This window comes from Vreelandella stevensii S18214, from assembly GCF_000275725.1.
In the GTDB taxonomy this organism is placed as follows: Bacteria; Pseudomonadota; Gammaproteobacteria; order Pseudomonadales; family Halomonadaceae; genus Vreelandella; species Vreelandella stevensii.
Window position 1 is genome coordinate 97,746 of sequence record NZ_AJTS01000036.1, and the last position, 15,768, is coordinate 113,513.

General features: G+C 61.2%; 11 protein-coding genes. All 11 read right to left on the reverse strand.

Translation table 11 applies throughout. The annotated features are described in order from the left end of the window. Positions 1 to 43: 43 nt before the first annotated feature. The 11 genes from kdsA to pilM all read right to left on the reverse strand — a co-directional run bounded on the left by kdsA (position 44) and on the right by pilM (position 15,690). Positions 44 to 907 (reverse strand): 3-deoxy-8-phosphooctulonate synthase, encoded by an 864-nt coding sequence (kdsA, locus tag HSS18214_RS0108400; RefSeq protein WP_016914846.1) that lies wholly within the window; start codon positions 905 to 907, stop codon positions 44 to 46. Between the two features lie 10 nt (positions 908 to 917). Then, positions 918 to 2,573 (reverse strand): CTP synthase, encoded by a 1,656-nt coding sequence (pyrG, locus tag HSS18214_RS0108405; protein ID WP_016914847.1) that lies wholly within the window; start codon positions 2,571 to 2,573, stop codon positions 918 to 920. 234 nt (positions 2,574 to 2,807) lie between these two features. Then, on the reverse strand, positions 2,808 to 4,226 hold the full coding sequence (locus HSS18214_RS0108410) for a glutamate synthase small subunit GltD family protein (protein ID WP_016914848.1): 1,419 nt from the start codon (positions 4,224 to 4,226) through the stop codon (positions 2,808 to 2,810). 32 nt (positions 4,227 to 4,258) lie between these two features. Next, complete coding sequence (gene gltB / locus HSS18214_RS0108415) at positions 4,259 to 8,701, reverse strand: glutamate synthase large subunit (protein WP_016914849.1); 4,443 nt, start codon at positions 8,699 to 8,701, stop codon at positions 4,259 to 4,261. Between the two features lie 454 nt (positions 8,702 to 9,155). After that, positions 9,156 to 10,262: a 3-dehydroquinate synthase gene (aroB, locus tag HSS18214_RS0108420; RefSeq protein WP_016914850.1), complete on the reverse strand. Its 1,107-nt coding sequence runs from the start codon at positions 10,260 to 10,262 to the stop codon at positions 9,156 to 9,158. Then, the gene (gene aroK, locus HSS18214_RS0108425; protein ID WP_016914851.1) at positions 10,259 to 10,825 is read right to left on the reverse strand and encodes a shikimate kinase AroK; all 567 of its coding nucleotides are present in this window, start codon (positions 10,823 to 10,825) and stop codon (positions 10,259 to 10,261) included. The genes aroB and aroK overlap by 4 nt, the downstream gene beginning before the upstream one ends. After that, positions 10,825 to 12,840 carry a type IV pilus secretin PilQ gene (locus tag HSS18214_RS0108430; RefSeq protein WP_016914852.1) on the reverse strand — a complete coding sequence of 672 codons (2,016 nt, stop codon included), beginning with the start codon at positions 12,838 to 12,840 and terminating at the stop codon, positions 10,825 to 10,827. Before HSS18214_RS0108430 ends, aroK begins: the two co-directional genes overlap by 1 nt. A 75-nt stretch (positions 12,841 to 12,915) precedes the next feature. Next, positions 12,916 to 13,416, reverse strand: a complete 501-nt coding sequence (locus HSS18214_RS0108435) for a pilus assembly protein PilP (protein WP_016914853.1) — start codon at positions 13,414 to 13,416, stop codon at positions 12,916 to 12,918. Positions 13,417 to 13,430: 14 nt separating this feature from the next. Beyond that, entirely contained in the window at positions 13,431 to 14,075 is a 645-nt protein-coding gene (locus HSS18214_RS0108440; RefSeq protein WP_016914854.1) for a type IV pilus inner membrane component PilO, read from the reverse strand. Continuing rightward, complete coding sequence (locus tag HSS18214_RS0108445; protein ID WP_016914855.1) at positions 14,072 to 14,632, reverse strand: PilN domain-containing protein; 561 nt, start codon at positions 14,630 to 14,632, stop codon at positions 14,072 to 14,074. The genes HSS18214_RS0108440 and HSS18214_RS0108445 overlap by 4 nt, the downstream gene beginning before the upstream one ends. Further along, a complete protein-coding gene (pilM, locus tag HSS18214_RS0108450; protein WP_016914856.1) occupies positions 14,629 to 15,690 on the reverse strand; it encodes a type IV pilus assembly protein PilM in 1,062 nt (353 codons plus the stop codon). The genes HSS18214_RS0108445 and pilM overlap by 4 nt, the downstream gene beginning before the upstream one ends. Between the last annotated feature and the right edge of the window lie 78 nt (positions 15,691 to 15,768).

Consider the following 15,768-nt stretch of genomic DNA (forward strand, 5'->3'; position numbering starts at 1 on the left):
GATGGAGGTTAGGTCCAATGTATACCACGAATTTCTGCAGCGATTAACGGATGGTCAAAGGGTCAAATCCCTTCACCAGGCCATCCAACTGCGCCAGCTGCGTCAGAAACGGTTCCAACTGCTCCAGCGGCAGCGCACACGGGCCGTCGCATTTGGCGTTGTCCGGATCCGGGTGGGCTTCCAGGAACAGCCCCGCCAGGCCTACCGCCACGCCTGCACGGGCCAGCTCGGCCACCTGGGCACGGCGGCCGTCGGCGCTGTCGGCGCGGCCACCAGGGCGCTGCAGGGCGTGGGTGACGTCGAAAAACACCGGGTAGCCGGTGTGCTTCATATCGCCAAAGCCCAGCATGTCCACCACCAGGTTGTTGTAGCCAAAGCTGGTGCCGCGCTCGCAGAGCATCAGGCGGTCATTGCCTGCTTCCTGAAACTTGCTGAGGATATGGCGCATTTCATGGGGTGCCAGAAACTGCGGCTTCTTGATGTTGATGGCAGCGCCCGTTTTGGCCATGGCCACTACCAGATCGGTCTGGCGTGCCAAAAACGCCGGTAGCTGGATGATATCGGCCACCTCGGCCGCAGGCGCTGCCTGCCAGGGCTCGTGCACATCGGTGATGATGGGCACGTTGTAGCGCGCCTTGATATCGGCCAGGATCTGCAGCCCTTTTTCCAGCCCTGGGCCACGATATGAGTGAATCGAGCTGCGGTTGGCCTTGTCGAAACTGGCCTTGAAAACATACGGCATGCCCAGCTTTTGCGTCACGGCCACGTAAGCCTGCGCGACTTCATCGGCCAGTTCCGCCGACTCCAGCACGTTCATGCCACCCAGCAGCATGAGAGGCAAAGAATTGCCGGCGGTTAAGCCGGCAACGTGGATGTGATGCTCTGGGAACGGGGATTGAGAAGACATGCTTCCCCCTTTATTCCTGAGGTGTGGCGTGGGCACGGGTACGTGCCGTCTTGTACTCGAGCGCGGCGTTGACGAACCCGGAGAACAGTGGGTGGCCATCGCGCGGCGTGGAGGTGAATTCGGGATGGAACTGACACGCCACGTACCAGGGGTGGTCGGCAAGCTCGACCATCTCCACCAGCGACTGGTCCACGCTCTTGCCTGAAATCACCAGACCTGCGCGCTCCAGCTCGTCGATGAACTGATTGTTGACTTCGAAGCGATGGCGATGACGCTCGACGATCTCATCAGAGCCGTACGCCTCGCGCGCCTTGCTGCCTGACGCCAAGTGGCATACCTGGCCACCCAGACGCATGGTACCGCCCAGATCCGAGGCCGCATCGCGCAGCTCGATCTTGCCTTCGGCGTTGATCCACTCGGTAATCAGACCCACCACCGGGTGCTTGGTGTCGTGGGTGAACTCGGTGGAGTTGGCGTCTTTCCAGCCTGCCACGTTACGCGCGAACTCGATCACCGCCACCTGCATGCCCAGGCAGATACCCAGGTAAGGGATGTTGTTTTCACGGGCGAACTGAGCGGTCAGAATCTTGCCTTCGACGCCACGCTCACCAAAGCCACCCGGTACCAGAATGGCGTCCTTGCCAGCCAGACGCTCGGTACCGTGACGCTCGATATCTTCGGAGTCGATGTAGTCCACGTTGACCTTGATACGCCCCTGGATACCGGCGTGGATCAGCGCTTCGTTCAGTGACTTGTAAGCATCCAGCAGCTCCATGTACTTACCGACCATGGCGATGCTGATGGATTTCAGCGGGTTGAGCTTGGCATCGAGTACCTTGACCCACTCGGACAGATCGGCCGGTGCCGCTTCCAGGCGCAGCTTGTCGCAGACGATATCGTCCAGACCGTGCTCGTGGAGCATCAGCGGAATGCGGTAGATGGTGTCGGCGTCTTGCAGCGGCACCACCGCACGCTCTTCCACGTTGGTGAACAGCGCGATCTTGCGACGCTCGCTCTCTTCCAGCTCGACTTCGCTGCGGCAAATCAGAATGTCCGGCTGGATACCGATGGAGCGCAGCTCCTTGACGCTGTGCTGGGTCGGCTTGGTCTTGGTCTCGCCAGCGGTCTTGATATAGGGCACCAGGGTCAGGTGCATGTAGATGGCGCGGCTGGCGCCCAACTCGCTGCGAATCTGACGAATGGATTCCAGGAAGGGCAGCGACTCGATATCGCCGACCGTGCCACCGATCTCCACCAGCGCCACGTCGAAGCCTTCGCCGCCAGCGTAGACACGCTGCTTGATCTCATCGGTGATATGGGGAATGACCTGTACCGTGCCGCCCAGGTAATCACCACGGCGCTCCTTGCGCAGCACGTGCTCGTACACTCGGCCGGTGGTGAAGTTGTTGCGCTGGGTCATCTTGGTACGGATGAAGCGCTCGTAGTGCCCCAGGTCCAGATCCGTCTCGGCGCCATCCTCGGTGACGAACACCTCGCCGTGCTGGAAAGGACTCATGGTGCCCGGGTCCACGTTGATGTACGGGTCGAGCTTGAGCATGGTGACCTTAAGGCCGCGAGCCTCGAGAATCGCCGCCAGCGAGGCCGACGCGATGCCCTTGCCAAGAGAGGACACAACGCCGCCGGTCACGAAGATATATCGTGTCATGGAAAACCTGTCGAAACGTGATCAAAAGGCGTAACAGAAAGCCACACCAGGATGGGACGACAGAATAGCAGATTACACCCTTCGGCTCAATTTGAACTGACATGGCCGCCGTGCCGGGTCGCGAGCTAAAGCTGCCTCCCACACTAACCACTGGCTACCCATAAGCAGTGGGAGGCCGATTTACCGGGCAAAGGGGTGCCTCAGGCACCCCTTATCAGCCACCTCGTTACACGCTTAAACGTTCAGGTAGTCCAGAATGCCTTCGGCGGCTTGGCGGCCTTCATAAATGGCCGTCACCACGAGGTCCGAACCGCGCACCATATCGCCACCGGCAAAGATTTTCTCGTTGCTGGTCTGGAACGCATACTGGCCATGCTCGGGCGCCTTGACCAGATCCCAGTCGTTGACCTCGATATTGGCGCTTTTGAACCATGGGGCCGGGCTTGCCTGGAAGCCAAAGGCCACCACCACCGCATCGGCGGCAATGATCTCTTCGGAGCCGGGCACCACTTCCGGGCGACGGCGTCCGTTTTCATCCGGCTCGCCCAGGCGCGTCCGCACGACCTTCACGCCCTCGACCTTGTCGTCCCCGACCACCGCCACCGGCTGGCGGTTGAACAGAAACTCGACGCCCTCTTCCCGGGCGTTGGCCACTTCACGGCGCGACCCCGGCATGTTCTCTTCGTCGCGGCGATAGGCACAGGTCACGCTGGCAGCACGCTGACGAATCGAGGTGCGGTTACAGTCCATGGCGGTATCGCCGCCACCCAGCACCACGACCCGCTTGCCTTCCATGGAGATGAAGTCGCTGGGGTCTTTTTCGAAGCCCAGGCGGCGGTTGACGTTGGCAATCAGGAAGTCCAGCGCCTTGTAGACACCGGGCAGGTCTTCGCCGGGGAAGCCACCCTGCATGTACTTGTAGGTGCCCATGCCCAGGAACACCGCATCGTACTCCTGCAGCAGCGTCTCGAACTCGATGTCGGTGCCGATTTCGGTATTCAGGCGGAACTCGACGCCCATCTCCTCGAAGACCGCGCGGCGGCGCTCCATGACGTTCTTTTCCAGCTTGAACTCCGGGATACCGAAGGTCAGCAGGCCACCAATTTCCGGGTACTTGTCGAACACCACGGGTTTGACGCCGTTACGCGCCAGAATGTCGGCACAGCCAAGGCCCGCAGGCCCCGCCCCTACAATGGCGACCTTCTTGTCGGTCCAGACCACCTTGGACATGTCCGGGCGCCAGCCCATGGCAAAGGCGGTATCGGTAATGTACTTCTCTACGGAACCGATGGTGACGGCACCAAAGCCATCGTTCAGGGTGCAGTCGCCCTCGCACAGGCGATCCTGCGGGCACACGCGGCCACACACTTCCGGCAGCGAGTTGGTCTTGTGGGACAGCTCGGCGGCTTCGATGATGTTGCCTTCCACCACCAGCTGCAGCCAGTTGGGAATATAGTTATGTACCGGGCATTTCCATTCGCAGTACGGGTTGCCACAGTGCAAGCAGCGATGCGCCTGACTGGCCGCATCGGTGGGCTTGAAGGGCTCGTAGATTTCCGCGAACTCTTTGGCACGGGTATGCGCCGGTTTTTTCTCGGGGTCTTTACGACCCACGTCGACGAACTGAAAATCGTTATTCAAACGGTTGGCCATGATCTCTCTCCTCGAAGCGTAGGCGCGGACGGTTATTGCGGCTGACGCCGGGATTGATCCAGCAGACTGCCCAGGCTGGCGGCCTTGGGCTTCACCAGCCAGAAGTGGCGTGCGTAGTCGCTGAAGTCTTCCAGAATCGCCGCACCACGCGCAGAGCCGGTCGCCGCCACGTAGGCTTCGATCATTTCGCGCAGGTGACGACGATAGGCTTCCATCGCTTCGGTATTCACCCGGTGGATTTCGACCAGCTCGTGGTTGTACTTGTCCACGAAGGTACGATCTTCATCCAGTACGTAGGCAAAACCACCGGTCATGCCTGCCCCAAAGTTGACGCCCGTCTCACCCAGCACACAGACCAGGCCGCCGGTCATGTATTCGCAGCAGTGGTCCCCGGCGCCTTCGATCACCGCCGTGGCGCCAGAGTTACGCACGCCAAAGCGCTCGCCTGCCGTGCCCGCCGCAAACAGCGTGCCGCCGGTGGCGCCATACAGGCAGGTGTTGCCGATGATGGCGGTCTTGTGGCTTTCGAACTGGCTGACCCTGGGCGGCACGATCACGATGCTGCCACCGTTCATCCCCTTGCCCACGTAGTCGTTGGCGTCGCCTTCCAGGTAGAGATTCAAACCTCGCGCGTTCCAGACACCAAAGCTCTGGCCCGCCACCCCTTTGAAGCGCGCGGTGACCGGCGCCGCTTCCAGGCCATCCTCACCGTAGCGCTTGGCAATCGCCCCCGAAGTGAGCGCGCCCACGCTGCGGTCGCAGTTGGTGATGGTGAAGTCGAAGGTGCCGCCGGACTGGGTGTCGATGGCCTCTTTCAGCGCCGCCAGCACTTCCTGGTTCTTGGCACCGGGGTCGTGGGGCACGTTGCGGCTGACCACGCAGAACTGCGGCGCGTCGGCGGGTACGAAGTCATTGGACAGCAGCGGCGTCAGATCCAGCTTGCGCTGCGACGCAGTGTTGCCTTCCAGCACTTCCAGCAGGTCGGTACGGCCAATCAGGTCGGTGAGTTTGCTCACGCCCAGCATGGCCATCAGCTCGCGCACTTCCTCGGCAATGAAGCGGAAGTAGCTCTTCACCATGTCCACGGTGCCGCGGAAATGTTCACCGCGCAGGAAGTCGTCCTGAGTAGCGACACCGGTGGCACAGTTGTTGAGATGGCAAATGCGCAGGAACTTGCAGCCCAGCGCCACCATGGGCGCCGTGCCAAAGCCGAAGCTTTCGGCCCCGAGAATGGCCGCCTTGACGACGTCCAGTCCGGTTTTCAGGCCGCCGTCGGTCTGTAGACGAATCTTGTCGCGCAGGCCATTGATCCGCAGTGCCTGATGCACTTCCGGCAGGCCCAGCTCCCAGGGGGAACCGGCGTGCTTGATGGAAGTGAGCGGGCTCGCCGCCGTGCCGCCATCGTAGCCCGATACGGTGATCAGGTCCGCGTAGGCCTTGGCAACGCCGGTGGCAATGGTACCGATGCCGGGCTCGGAGACCAGCTTCACCGACACCTGAGCATCAGGGTTGACCTGCTTCAGGTCGAAGATCAGCTGCGCCAGGTCTTCGATGGAGTAGATGTCGTGGTGCGGCGGCGGCGAAATGAGCGTCACGCCGGGCACCGAGTAGCGCAGGCGGGCAATCAGTTGATTGACCTTGCCGCCTGGCAGCTGGCCGCCTTCGCCGGGCTTGGCCCCTTGGGCAACCTTGATCTGCAGTACATCTGCATTGACCAGATAGGCAGGCGTCACGCCGAAACGGCCAGAGGCGATCTGCTTGATCTTGGAGCTGCGGATGGTGCCGTAGCGGGCAGGGTCTTCACCGCCTTCCCCGGAGTTGGAGCGACCTCCGGCCTCGTTCATGGCCTGGGCCAGCGCTTCATGGGCCTCGGGGGAGAGTGCGCCCAGCGACATGCCTGCGCTGTCGAAGCGTGGAATCAGCGCTTCGATGGGCTCGACCTCTTCCAGCGGAATCGGCGTGGCCGCAGGCTTGAGTTTTAGCAGGTCACGAATGGTGGCCACGGGGCGCTCGTTCACCAACTGCGCGAACTTCTTCCACTTGGCGTAGCTGCCCTCTTGTACCGCCGCCTGCAGCGCCTTGACCACATCCGGGTTATAGGCGTGATACTCGTGGCCATGCACGTACTTGAGCATACCGCCCTGAGAAATGCCCTTGCGCGGAATCCAGGCATCCTTGGCCAGCAGCTCCTGCTGCAGCTGCAGCTCGGCAAAGCCGGTGCCCTGAATGCGCGACGCCATGCCGACGAAACAGGTATCCATCACCTCATCGGCCAGGCCCACGGCTTCGAACAGCATGGAGCCACGGTAGGACGCCAGCGTCGAGATGCCCATCTTCGAAAGAATCTTGAACAGCCCCTTCTGCAGGCCCTTGCGGTAGTTCTCGCGGGCATCTGCCGGGTTACCAGTGAGTTCGCCAGTGCGGTGCATGTCGGCCATCACCTGATAGGCCAGCCACGGGTAGACCGCCGTGGCGCCCACGCCGAACAGTACGGCCATCTGGTGGGCGTCGCGGGCATAGCCGGTCTCGACCACGATGTTGGCATTCGGGCGCAGCGCCAGACGCCCCAAGTGCGAGTGCACGGCACCCACGGCCAGGGCTGCCTGGATGGGCAGTTGGCCCTTGGGCAGTTCGGCATCGCTCAGTACCAGAATTACCTTGCCCGCCTTGACCTGCGCTTCGGCTTCCTGGCACAGCGCCACAATGGCTTGCTGGAGGCTGGTGCTTTCCGGGTCGTAACCCAGCGGCAGCAGATGGCTGGCAAATGCCGGGTCGTCCTGACTCACCAGCGCAGTGAACTTGCGTGGCGACAGCACCGGCGTGGTCAGGATCAAGCGGTGCGCGTGCTCCGGCGTGGCCTTGAAGACGTTCAGCTCGGCACCGCAGCAGGTTTCCAACGACATGACGATCGCTTCGCGCAGCGGGTCGATGGGCGGGTTGGTGACCTGAGCAAACTTCTGACGGAAGAAGTCGGTCAGCAGGCGCGGACGGCTCGACAGGACCGCCATGGGCGTATCGTCGCCCATGGACCCGACGGCTTCCTGGCCGCTTTCTGCCAGCGGACGCAGCACCTGGTCGCGCTCTTCGAAGGTCACCTGGAACATCTTCTGCTGCACGTTCAGGGCATCGGTATCCATGGTCTGGAATCGCGCCAGCTCGGTCAACGCCGACTCCAGGTAGCTGGCTTCCTGCTTCAGCCAACGCTTGTAGGGGTAGGCAGACTTCAGGCGGTCATCGATGTCCTGGGTGTGCAGCACTTCGCCGGTGTGGGTATCCACGGCCAGCATCTGACCAGGGCCGACTCGACCTTTGGCCACCACGTCTTCCGGCTGATAGCCGTAAGTGCCGATTTCCGACGCCAGCGTGATGTAGCCATTTTTGGTGATCACCCAGCGCGCCGGACGCAACCCGTTACGGTCGAGCATACACACGGCCTGACGGCCGTCGGTCATGACCACGCCAGCGGGGCCATCCCAGGGCTCCATGTGCATGGAGTTGTATTCGTAGAACGCCCGCAGCTCGGCATCCATGGTCTCCACGTTCTGCCAGGCAGGTGGCACCATCATGCGCACGGCGCGGTGCAGCTCCATCCCCCCGGTCAGCAGTACTTCCAGCATGTTGTCCATGCTGGAGGAGTCGGAGCCGGTGGTGTTGACGATTTCATCCAGCTTGGCGATATCGGGCAGACGCTCGTTGACGAAGTTCGCCTTGCGCGAGTTCGCCCAGCCGCGGTTGGCTTCGATGGTGTTGATTTCACCGTTATGTGCCAGCAGGCGGAACGGCTGCGCCAGCGGCCAGCGCGGCGCCGTGTTGGTTGAGAAGCGCTGGTGGAAAACACAAATGGCGGTTTCCAGGCGCGGGTCGTTCAGGTCCTTGTAGAAGGCTGGCAGGTCTTCCGGCATTACCAGGCCTTTATAGGAGACCACTTCGCTGGAAAGCGACGCCACGTAGAAGTCTTCATCGCCACGCAGGGCCTGCTCGGCATAGCGGCGCGCCATGAACAGGTCGACATCGAAGTTGTCGCTGCTGCCGGGCGCCACGAACAGCTGCTCGATACGCGGCAGGCAGTCCAGTGCCATGGGGCCACAGACGCTTGAGTCGGTGGGCACCACTCGCCAGCCCAGCACGTCCAGGCCGCGGGTGCTCAGCTCGCCGACCAGGGTTTCCCTGGCCTTGCTGGCACGCGCATCGTCGTCAGGCAGGAATACCACGCCCACGGCAAAGCGCTCGCCCAGCGCCACACCGAGCGCCTCTTGAGCTGCCGCGCGCATGAACTGCGCTGGCATCTTGAGCAGCAGACCACAGCCGTCGCCGGTTTTACCGTCTGCCGCGATACCACCGCGATGCGTCATGCAGGTAAGTGATTCAATGGCCGTTTTCAGCAAGTCGTGACTGGCCTGCCCTTCCATATGGGCAATCAGGCCAAAACCACAGTTATCGCGAAACTCGCCAGGCTGGTGAAGACCTCTATTCATTGGGCGTGCCTCTAGTCAGCGTATTTTACCAGCAGCGTTTTTATGGTATTATTTCGGGTTTTTCTTTTTTTATAGCTCTTATTACCCGCCTACAATAAGGGCTTTCCCGCATCCGCTGCTGCAAGAAAATGGTTGCTCAGCATAGCGATTTGCAGTCGCGTAGCGCAATCACCCAGAACTCGCCAATCGCAAAAAAACCTTGTCAAATCCTGTAGTTGCATGCTCAAACTACAAAAAAATACATACACTTCAAGCACTTGCACAGTCATTGCACGATTTTTAAACGCTGCCTACAAAGCATTAGACTTTGGTCTAAAGTAAAGCAAAAAACCCATGCCGATAGCGCATAAGCCATGCTGATTGGATACTGAGAGCCAATAAAAAGCCCGCCGTGGAGTGGGCGGGCTTTGCCAATATCATGACTGACGCATGATCAGCATCCGACGCTACCTCGCTAGGCGCGAGGGTAGCCGGTCAGCAGCTCGGTCAGCAGTTCCGGGGGCGTGGCATCGCTGACGCAGGCATCCCCCAGCGCCTTGAGCAGCACCAGGCGCAGGCGCGCATCGACGTTTTTCTTGTCCAGGCGCATGCGCACCAGAAAATCATCGGCGCTCATATCGCGCGGCGCGGCCAGCGGCAGTCCGGCACTTTCGATCACCGAGCGAGTGCGCGCCAGCGCATCCTCCGTGATCCAGCCTAGCTGGCATGACAGCGTGGCCGCCATGGCCATGCCCGCCCCCACCGCCTCACCGTGCAGCCAGTTGCCATACCCCTGATGCGCTTCGATGGCATGGCCAAAGGTGTGCCCCAGGTTCAATAGCGCGCGAACCCCCTGCTCGGTTTCGTCTTCGGCCACGATGTCGGCCTTGATCTGGCAGCTTTTGGCAATCGCCTCGGCCACGATGCCTGGCTTCACCTGACGCAGGGCATCCATGTGCGCTTCCAGCCAGCCCAAAAAATCTTCGTCACGAATGAAGCCATACTTCACCACTTCGGCCAGGCCCGCCGACAGTTCCCGGGGCGGCAGCGTGGCCAAGGTATCGATATCGACGATGACGGCTTTGGGCTGCCAGAAGGCGCCTATCATGTTCTTGCCCAGCGGATGGTTCACCCCGGTCTTCCCGCCCACCGAGGAGTCCACCTGCGAGAGCAGGGTGGTGGGCACTTGAATGAACGCGACGCCACGCTGATAGGAGGCCGCCGCATAGCCCACCATGTCGCCAATCACGCCACCACCCAACGCAATGAGCGTACAGCGGCGATTGAACCCAGCTTCCAGCAAGGCATCCCAGATGCGGCTGACCTGTTCGATACTCTTGTATTGCTCGCCGTCGGGCAGCACCAGCGTGCGTACGTCAAGGTGGTCAGGCAAGCCGTGGCACAGCGCTTCGAGATAGTGCGGCGCAACGGTCTCGTTGGTGACCACCATGACTTGCTCACCCGCCAGGTAAGGCACGAACCGCTCAGGGCGATTCAACAGCCCCACGCCGATATGAATGGGGTAGCTTCGCTCACCCAGATCCACGTTCAGAGTGCGTTCTATGCCTGAGGGCTGTGTCATGACGATACCTTTGTTTGCGTTGTGCCGGTTGCTTCCAGCGGGTCGACCAGCCGGTGGACTCGGCGCAGAATTTCATTGACCACGGCGCGCGGGCTGCGACGATCCGTGCGCACGGTAATATCGGACGTGGCGCGATAGAGCGGGTCACGGGTGGCGAACATGTCGTTGAGCACCTGCTCCCGGTCGGCACACTGGAGTAGCGGACGATTACGGTCCTTGGCCGTGCGTTTGAGCTGTTGTTCTACGGTGGTCATCAGGTACACCACGGTGCCGCGCTCACGCAGCGCACGACGGTTCTCTTCACGTAGCACCGCACCGCCTCCGGTGGCCACCACGACACCGGAGAGCCGCGTCAGCTCATCGATCATCTGAATTTCACGCTGACGAAAGCCGGGCTCCCCTTCGACATCGAAGATCCACGGAATATCAGCACCGCAACGATCCTGGATGGCATGGTCGCTATCATGGAAGGTGCGCGATAGCTCCGCCGCCAGCAGGCGGCCTATCGTGCTCTTGCCAGCCCCCATGGGGCCGATCAAAAAAATATTGGGTAAATCCTGCATCAGCGAACCGCCAAACCATCATCAAGTAAACGAGGAGTAATAAAGACCAGTAACTCTACCTTTTCATTGCTCTCTTCGGTATAGCGAAACAGCCGACCGATAAAGGGCAAATCACCCAGCAGCGGGGTCTTGGCCATCTGGCTCAGCTGCTCGGTGGTCAGAATCCCACCCAGCACTACCGTCTGACCGTTGTCCACCAACACCTGAGTTTCGATCTGATTGGTGTCGATGGGCGGCTCACCGCCAAACTCGCTTTCCCGGAAACTGTCGTTCTTGATCACCAGATCCATGATGATACGGTTGTCCGGGGTAATTTGCGGCGTGACTTCCAGCGACAGCTCCGCCTCCTTGAACTCGGTATCCGGGTTACCCTGTGCATCGACGCTCTGGAAAGCACGCTCTTCACCTTGGCGAATGGTGGCCGTGCGCTGGTTGGCGGTAATCACCCGTGGCTGCGAGATGGTCTGACTCTTGCCTTCGCTTTCCAGGGCACGCAGCTCCAGGTCGAGCAGAATATCCCCGGAGAGATAACCAAAGCTGAAACCGGTGCTGGCCGCAGAGGCAGAGCCCAGGTCCACCGCCAGCCCCCCTTGGGCACGGTTGAGCCCTCCCGGGTTGATGTTACGCGGCACGAACTGCCCAGCATCGTTTTCCATGAAGCCTCGCGTGCTGGAGACGCCCCAGTTCACGCCCAGCTCCCGGGAAGCGGTGTCTCGGGCTATCACGATACGCGCCTCGATCTGCACCTGGCGCACGGCCACATCCAGCCTGTCCAGAGTACGCATGATGTCGCGTACCTGTTCCGCGGTATCCTGAATGAGCAGCGTATTGGTGCGCTGGTCTACGCTGACGCGGCCGCGGTCGGTCAACAAGCCAAACCCGTCACCGCCACGCAACAGCTGCGCCAGGTTCTCTGCCCGCGCATACTTGACTTCGACGAACTCGGTAATCAGCGGGGCCAGAGTCTGCTGCTGGTTGCGCGCCTCGATCTCCTGCCGCTCCAGATCGGCCAGCTCGCTGGCAGGGGCTACCACGATGACATTGCCCTGCTCACGGCTGGAGAGCCCCTGGCTTTGCAGAATCAGCGCCAACGCTTGATCCCAGGGCACGTCATTCAGATTCAAGGTGACGCGCCCCGTCACGCTGTCGCTGGCCACCAGGTTCAGGCCAGTAAACTCGGCCAGCGTCGCCAGCACGGCACGCACTTCGATATCCTGGAAGTTGAGACTCAAGCGCTCGCCAGTGAACGCTTGCCCTTCGCGCTCGCGCTGCTGCTGGGGCGCCTGACTGACCGGCTGGACCTCGATGGTCAACGTGCGGCCACTCTGCGAGGACAGCATGGCGTATGGGCCATCCATGCTTAGCTCCAGCTGCGTATCGCGCTGGCCAGCGCGGGGCGTGATGCGGCTAACCGGGGTGGCAAAATCGGTGACATCGTAAATCTGGTTCAAGGCATCGGGGATATCCACGTCTCGCAATTCGGCAATCACGCGCCCCCCGCTGCCTTCACGCACCTGCGTGACGACACCGTCACGGTCGAAGGTCACCAGCAAGCGCCCCGAGCCATCCGTACCCCGGCGGAAGTCGATGTTACTGACCTGAGGGCCTTGCGACGTTTCCAGGCCTCCCTGAGGCGAGGCATCAGGCGAGAGCGTAATCCTCAACCGGTCGCCGTCGACCCGCGAGGTGTACTCCAACGGCTGACTCAGGTCGACCACCAGCCGCGTGCGGCCATTGCCCTCTAACGCGGTGATTCGCTCGACGCCCGCATTGCCGACGTTGATGCGGCGCTGCGCCAGCCCACTTTGCGTATCGGCAAGATCCAGCGCCAGACGCGGCGGCGCATTCAGGCGATAACCGCTCAGCTCCGCCACCCCGCCGCTGAACTGCAGCAACAGCTCCACATCACCCCGTGAGGTCTCGCGAACATCCAGCGCCGTGAGCACGGAGCCCCAGGCCAGCGCAGGCATCATGGCAAACAGGGAAAGCGTTATTTGGCGGAGCGTGATGGCCATAAAAGTCATCCAGTAACTGAAAAAGGTCGACACTATTGCAAGGGCGAAACTATTGGGCAGCAGACGCGGGGCGGTTTACTCCAACGTCAGCGTCGCCGGGCGCTCCTGCCAGCCTTGCTGCTGATTGAAAACGCGCTCGGTCAGACGCACTTCCTGCGGCGCTATGGCCGTAATGCGGCCATGGTCAGTGCCCAGGTAGTTGCCCACCCTGACACTGGTCACGCTGCCATCCGGAGCAGCGATCATGCCCACCTGCTGACCGCCCATGCGCAGCGTACCCACCAGGCGCAGCGATGACAGAGGAAACTGCTCCAGCGGCTCGGGAGAACGCTGCTGGTCGGGGGCCAACGCACTTTCCAACAGGGCCGTCGCGGCCTGGGTACGAATGCTCTCGGGCGCTAAAAAAGGGCTTCGCGCGTCACTATAACGGTAATCGACGGCTCGGTAATCGGGAATCGTCGGTATTTCTACCGGCGGCTGCCCCGCTGGGCTGCGCCGAATGTCGCTGAGCTGTTCGTCCAGCTCGCCAAGGTTGGCTTCTCCACACCCGGCCAGCAGCAAAAGCCCACCTACCATGCCTGGCCACCGCCTCATGGCGTACCCCCCTGCTGTGCATCTTCTATATAGCTATACGTACGCGCCAGTAACGACATACGCAGCGTATCGCTGCCCTGTTCGACCGGCACCAGCGTGACATCCTGCTGGGTAATGATCCGCGCCTGCTGGCTGATATCTGCCGCAAAGCGCGCCAATTCGTGATACCCGCCCCTGACCTGAATATCGAACGGATGCTCTACATAGTGGGTATTACGCACCGTAGGCCGTAGGCGAATGGTCTCGATGGTCAGGTTATTGCTCACTGCGGCATCGCTGATGCCGTCCAGCAGCGTCGGGATTTCCGCGCTGGTGGGCAGCATGGCGCGCATCGAGGCAATCTGCTCTTCCAGCAGCATCAACTGGTCGCGTACTTCCGGCAAGAACGCGGCCTCGCCGACCTTGCCACGATACTCCCCCAGCAGGCGCACTTCCTGGCGCTGCGCCGCCTCCAGCGCAGCGCGTTTCTCGCCAAGCAGCCACCAGCTCAAACCACCGAGCACGATGGCAAAGACCAGCAGGCCGGATAACGCTTTCAGCAAGGTCGGCCATTCGCCAGACTCTTTGACATCAAGCGCTTGCCACTCGACGTCCCGCAGCCGCTGCCATTCGTTGCGCCAACGCTCTCGGCTCCAGATCATGGCGTCGCCTCCTCACTACCGGGCAACAGCTGCACGACCTCGAACTGGAAGACCCGGCTGGTACCGTCCGACCCACTGGCGACTTCCGACAGCAGCGGCACCCCCAGGCCTGGCATGTCCGCTATTTGGCGCAACTGCTCGGATACCTGACGCTCATTGCCGGCCATGGCCGATACACTGACGCGGTCGCCACTGCGCGACAGACGCTGATACACCACGCCATCGACCACGCTGGCCGCGATGTCATTGAATAGCTTGACCGTGCTGGCGCGCTCGCCCTGCAGCGTTTGAAACAGCGTCAGCTGCTCACCCAGCCGGGTCACTGAGGCCTGATAGCGTTGCACATCGGCAATTTCACTGTTCAGGCGCTCGATCTGCTGCGCAATATAAGCGTTGCGCTGTTGCTGCGCCGTCAGCATCTGCTGATAGAGCTGTGACGCGCCCAGCCCCAGACCCACCGCCAGCAGCACCATCATGATCAACAGTTTGTAAAAGCGCTGTGTGCGGCGCTGGCGGCGCGCCTCACGCCAGGGCAGCAGGTTGATGGTAATACTCATAGCCCGGCCCTCATGGCCAGCCCACCGGCGGTCAGCATGGCAGGCGCATCATTGGTGAGGCCTTCGATGTTGAGCCGTTTGTTGATCCGCATGCGCTGAAAGGGGTTGGCGATGGTCACCGACATGCCGCTATCGTCGGCGATGCGTTCTGCCAACCCGGGAATCACGCTGGACCCGCCAGCCAGAACGATATGCTGCACTTCGTGCTGGCGGCCAGCGGTGTAGTAAAGCTGCAGAGAGCGCCCTACCTGTTGCACGACCGTATCGAGAAACGGATTGAGCACTCTCTCCTGATAGTCATCGGGCAAGCCGCCGCGTTTCTTGGCAAACCCGGCTTCTTCGATACTGAGCGAATAGTGATCGCGGATGGCGTCGGTCAACTGCTTTCCGCCAAAGACCGTGTCGCGGCTATAGACGATATGACCACCGCGCACCACATGGAACGCATTCATATTGGCGCCGATATCCACCAGCCCCACGCAGGCGTTGGGGTCACTATCTACCTTCAACTGACGGCGCAGCTCGGCCAGCGAGCGTTCCATGGCAAAGGTTTCCACGTCCACCACGGCGGGTTCGAGCCCCGCACGCTCCAGGGTTTCGGTGAGCTGAGAGACGTCCTGCTGGCGGCAAGCGACCAGGATGACCTGCTGCTGCTCTTCATCGAAAGGCGCAGGGCCCAGGCAGTGAAAATCGAACGCCACTTCATTGAACGGAAAGGGGATATGGCGGTCAGACTCGGCGATGATCCGCTCTTCTATTTCGTCTTCGCTGAGCGAGACGGGAAATTGCAGCGTTTTGGTAATCGCGGCGCTGGCGGGAACGGCAACGGCCGCCTTACGGGTCGAAGGCTTGGCATGCTCTACTGCCCGACTCAACACGCTGGCCACATCGTTGATATCTCGGATACGCCGCTCGACCACTGCGCCTTCACGCAGGGGTCGCACGGCGTAGCTTTCTACCTGAAAATTGTCATTGCTCTGCTTGAGTTCGAGCAGCTTGACGGTCGCCGAGGTAATATCGACACCAATCAACCCTTTACTGGGTGTTAGTAAGCGCATGTTGAGTTCGGCTCCGCCTGCCTATCGTGCAAGTTTCGAGGTTACATGATTTTTGCTTAAGGCACACGCCAATGCCTC

Excerpts from the sequence above, each read along its gene's own strand:
- HSS18214_RS0108445 (WP_016914855.1), bottom strand. The coding sequence starts at position 14,632 with ATGAGTATTACCATCAACCTGCTGCCCTGGCGTGAGGCGCGCCGCCAG.
- HSS18214_RS0108440 (WP_016914854.1), bottom strand. The coding sequence starts at position 14,075 with ATGATCTGGAGCCGAGAGCGTTGGCGCAACGAATGGCAGCGGCTGCGG.
- kdsA (WP_016914846.1), bottom strand. The coding sequence starts at position 907 with ATGTCTTCTCAATCCCCGTTCCCAGAGCATCACATCCACGTTGCCGGC.
- aroB (WP_016914850.1), bottom strand. The coding sequence starts at position 10,262 with ATGACACAGCCCTCAGGCATAGAACGCACTCTGAACGTGGATCTGGGT.
- gltB (WP_016914849.1), bottom strand. The coding sequence starts at position 8,701 with ATGAATAGAGGTCTTCACCAGCCTGGCGAGTTTCGCGATAACTGTGGT.
- HSS18214_RS0108410 (WP_016914848.1), bottom strand. The coding sequence starts at position 4,226 with ATGGCCAACCGTTTGAATAACGATTTTCAGTTCGTCGACGTGGGTCGT.
- aroK (WP_016914851.1), bottom strand. The coding sequence starts at position 10,825 with ATGCAGGATTTACCCAATATTTTTTTGATCGGCCCCATGGGGGCTGGC.
- pyrG (WP_016914847.1), bottom strand. The coding sequence starts at position 2,573 with ATGACACGATATATCTTCGTGACCGGCGGCGTTGTGTCCTCTCTTGGC.
- HSS18214_RS0108430 (WP_016914852.1), bottom strand. The coding sequence starts at position 12,840 with ATGGCCATCACGCTCCGCCAAATAACGCTTTCCCTGTTTGCCATGATG.
- HSS18214_RS0108435 (WP_016914853.1), bottom strand. The coding sequence starts at position 13,416 with ATGGTAGGTGGGCTTTTGCTGCTGGCCGGGTGTGGAGAAGCCAACCTT.
- pilM (WP_016914856.1), bottom strand. The coding sequence starts at position 15,690 with ATGCGCTTACTAACACCCAGTAAAGGGTTGATTGGTGTCGATATTACC.